The 3,700-nt window shown below is 57.6% G+C and carries 3 protein-coding genes and 1 pseudogene; all 4 read left to right on the top strand.

Features of this window, described 5'->3' with window-relative positions:
* Positions 1 to 229: pseudogene (locus tag B4F73_RS07145) on the top strand (1-deoxy-D-xylulose-5-phosphate synthase); the annotation flags it as partial.
* A gap of 55 nt (positions 230 to 284) precedes the next feature.
* Positions 285 to 896 carry a hypothetical protein gene (locus tag B4F73_RS07140; RefSeq protein WP_290482863.1) on the top strand — a complete coding sequence of 204 codons (612 nt, stop codon included), beginning with the start codon at positions 285 to 287 and terminating at the stop codon, positions 894 to 896.
* Positions 897 to 994: 98 nt separating this feature from the next.
* On the top strand, positions 995 to 1,648 hold the full coding sequence (locus B4F73_RS07135; RefSeq protein ID WP_290482862.1) for a hypothetical protein: 654 nt from the start codon (positions 995 to 997) through the stop codon (positions 1,646 to 1,648).
* Between the two features lie 199 nt (positions 1,649 to 1,847).
* Entirely contained in the window at positions 1,848 to 3,590 is a 1,743-nt protein-coding gene (locus B4F73_RS07130; RefSeq protein ID WP_290482861.1) for a class I adenylate-forming enzyme family protein, read from the top strand.
* Positions 3,591 to 3,700 lie beyond the last annotated feature (110 nt).

Raw genomic sequence — 3,700 nt, 5'->3', positions numbered from 1 at the left:
GACGGGCGGCTTCGGCAGTTTTGTGCTGGAACACCTGGCCCGCGTAGGCGCGCTCGACAATGGCCTGAAAATCCGCCCAATGACGCTGCCAGATGTCTTCCAAGATCAGGATAGCCCATACCAGATGTATGAAACGGCTGGCCTTAATGCCCGTCACATTGCCGCCAAGGCGATTGAAGCTCTGGGCCGCGGTGACATTGCCGAGATCAACCGGTTGGCCCGGGCCTGATATCTATCTGAAAAGCAATTTGCGGCGCACGGCGAACCGGTCTTATGTGCCGCGCATGAGACGCTTTCCATTCTATACTTCGATCAGCGCCGCGCTATTGCTGGCTGCCTGCGCCACTGCGCCGGAAGCAGCCGATTCAGGGCCGCCACCGGAAACGGTCATTGCGCAGGCATTGGCGGATTCTAACCCGTACGACGCCGAAGCGATGTTAAGCGAATTGCTCGCTCTCAACTCGCTGACGGCCGAGCAACGCGTCCAGGCTTTGTATCATCGGGGCAGCTTGCGCCGACAGGCGGCAGATAATCGGCTGGGCGCGATTGAAGATTTCGAAGCCCTGTTGGAGATCGCGCCGGATCACGCCCTTGCGGCGAATGCACGAACGGAACTCGATTATGTCCGCACCGATGTAGAGCAAATCAAGGTGTCGATGAACCGGTTCCTTACGCTCGCTCAATGGTTTGACGGAACTTGGACTTTGGGTGGCCATGAAGAGGCCGTTGCGCGCTATCGATCGTCAGGCTTGCCGCCGACCCCTGAGCAGGTCGAAACACTGGTCGCCGCAGGCTATATCTGTGAGGCAGGCGAGTCGGATGTCCGCTTGCACGAGTTCGGTGAAGACCGGGATGATCTCATCGGGCTGGAATGGTGTGCAGACCTGACCAGTTGAAAGGTCACATAAAATCCACATTACCGCCCTGTCAGCGCACGCCTTGAGCGACTACGACTAGGCACTGAATTTCTTCTGTTCCCTGTTGGAGATGTCCCATGATTCGTTCCGGCCTAATCGCTGCTGCTTCCGCTCTGGCACTTGCAGCTTGTTCTTCCACGTCCGGCTCGACCGAGGCAACGGGTGCCACAGTCGCACCAATGACTGAAACCATGTCCAGCTACGCGCTGGCGATGACCACGGTTGAGGGTCTGGAGGAGGCTGGCAACACTCAGACCGCCATCGACCGCCTGACCCAGCTTTCAGGCGATCCAGAACTGTCGCGAGAGCAACTTGCCGAGACACTCCTGCGCCGCGGCGAGCTGCGTGCCAGCCAGTCAGGCTATGATGTGATGGGCGCGATCGAGGATTTCGAAGAAATCGTGAACACGCTCGACGATACAGCGGTGTATGCCAAGGCAGTGCCTGCGCTCGCGACGGCGCGTGGCAAGGCAGATTCGCTGATGACGGTGTTGAACCAGCCCGAAACCACTCGCCAGCAAAAGTTCGATATACTGATGCAACTGGGCCGCCATGAGGATGCTATCGATCTCATGATTGCCAGCGATCTGACGCCTGACAATGAGACACTGATCGCCATGTACCAGATCGGCTATCTCTGTGAGGGCGATGAGCTGACCGGACGCAGCTACGATGCTGTCGAGCCGGATGGCACCAACCACGCGCTGCGTTTTTGCGATTTCGGCAAGTAACCGCTCTTAATCGATCCAGAATTTTTCGCCGTCGATACGACTGTTTCTATTTCGGAACGGGCGTGTCGGCGGCGTACTGCGCTTTGGGACATGATTTTGCCCCCGCTCTCGAAAAATTGTCGGATGAACGGTCAATTTTTCCTTCAATACTTTGGGGTGGCGTGATTGTGTGGACAAAACACACATCCAGAGGAAACCCATGCCTGCAGACACTTTGCCAAACTGGCCCGCCATGTCCATCGCTCAGGCGAATGAGATGCTCGCGGCCGAAGGTTCCCCGCTAGAACTCATGGACGCTGTCATCAATGGCGTCGAAATGAAGATCTACAAGAATGCGCCGCCGACCATTCCACTGGTGCTTCAACTCGCCAGCATGCAATACGCCGACCGTGACTTCATTGTATATGAAGATGAGCGCGTGACATTTGATGCCCTCGCCCGAGCCGTCGTCAAACTCGCCGCCGTCATGCGCGACACGTATGGTATCGTGAAGGGTGACCGCGTCGCCATCGTCATGCGTAACTATCCGCAATGGCCCGTCGCCTTCTTCGCTGCCTCCATGCTTGGCGCCATTGCCACCCCAATGAACTCCTGGTGGACGAGTGACGAGCTCGAATACGGTCTGTCTTTCGCCGGCGTGAAACTCGCCTTCGTTGACCCACAAATCTATGAGCGTGTCAGGACGGAATGGGAAAAGTTGCCGGACCTGAAAAACGTCATCATCGCGCGCGACCCAGAAGGTGAGTATGGCGACCCGCGCGTGTCACGGATGGAAACATATGTTGGCGGGGCCAATGAATGGGCCAATCTGCCAGCAGTGTCGTGGCCAGCTATTGATCTGGAGCCGGAAGACAACGCAACGATCATGTACACGTCGGGAACGACCGGGAAACCAAAGGGCGCATTGGCCACCCATCGCGCGGTTGTTTCCAACATGTTCAATTCCATGACCTGCCAGGCCCGTATGTTCCTGCGCAAGGGCGAACCTGTACCTGAGCCTGATCCAAACGAACAGCGCGCGACCTTGCTGGCGATTCCGTTTTTTCATGCCACAGGGGCTTTCGCGATCCTGATCCCATCCCTGCTGCGCGGCGACAAGATTGTCTCCATGTACAAGTGGGATGCGGGTAAGGCCCTGCCGATCATCGAGGAAGAAAAGGTTACGGCTGTCGGGGGTGTCCCTGCCATTGCCTGGCAATTGCTTGAACATCCGGACAGGGACAAATATGATTTGTCCTCTATCGCCGCTATTTCCTATGGTGGCGCACCGTCGGCGCCGGAGCTTGTCTCGACCATCAAGAAGCGCTTCCCGGATGCGGCCCCTGGCAATGGCTGGGGCATGACGGAAACGTGTGCCACGGCAACGCTGAATATCGGCGAAGACTATGTGAACCGTCCGGGTAGTGCCGGCGCGCCGCCCAAAGCCGTTGAGCTGAAAATCTGCGATCCTGATGGCAATCCTGTGCCACAGGGCGAAGTTGGTGAACTCTGGTGTAAGGGCGCGATGAACTGCAAGGCCTATTGGAACCGACCGGAAGCGACTGCCGAGACTTTCCGCGATGGCTGGGTCGTGACAGGAGACCTTGCGCGTCTGGATGAAGAGGGCTTCCTCTATCTCGTTGACCGGGCCAAGGACATGCTGATCCGCGGTGGTGAGAACGTCTACTGCATCGAAGTCGAGAATGCCCTTTATGAGCACCCGGCTGTGATGGACGCGGCGGTCGTCGGCATCCCACACAAGATTCTTGGGGAGGAAGTCGGCGCTGTCGTGCAACTGAAACCCGGCATGCATGTTACCGAAGATGAGTTGAGAGCGCATGCCGCCAGTCACCTGGCTGCGTTCAAGGTACCCGTGAAGGTCCTCTTCATGACCGAGCCCCTGCCACGCAACGCGAACGGCAAGATCCTCAAGCCCGTCCTCCGGGAACAGTTCGTCTCATAAGGACCCAAAGCATGACTGCGAAACGACGTATTGGAGACCGGGAGGTTTACCCGGTTGGCCTTGGTTGCATGAACATTACGCATGCGTATGGCCCGCCGATGGATGAGGCG

It is taken from the genome of Hyphomonas sp. UBA3601 (assembly GCF_002375605.1).
Classification (GTDB): domain Bacteria; phylum Pseudomonadota; class Alphaproteobacteria; order Caulobacterales; family Hyphomonadaceae; genus Hyphomonas.
The sequence above is the reverse complement of the archived record's forward strand: the minus strand, read 5'-3'. Positions and strand labels throughout refer to the sequence as shown.

What these genes read in the sequence shown, in the direction of transcription:
- B4F73_RS07140 (WP_290482863.1), top strand. Translation starts at nt 285, where the DNA reads ATGAGACGCTTTCCATTCTATACTTCGATCAGCGCCGCGCTATTGCTG.
- B4F73_RS07135 (WP_290482862.1), top strand. Translation starts at nt 995, where the DNA reads ATGATTCGTTCCGGCCTAATCGCTGCTGCTTCCGCTCTGGCACTTGCA.
- B4F73_RS07130 (WP_290482861.1), top strand. Translation starts at nt 1,848, where the DNA reads ATGCCTGCAGACACTTTGCCAAACTGGCCCGCCATGTCCATCGCTCAG.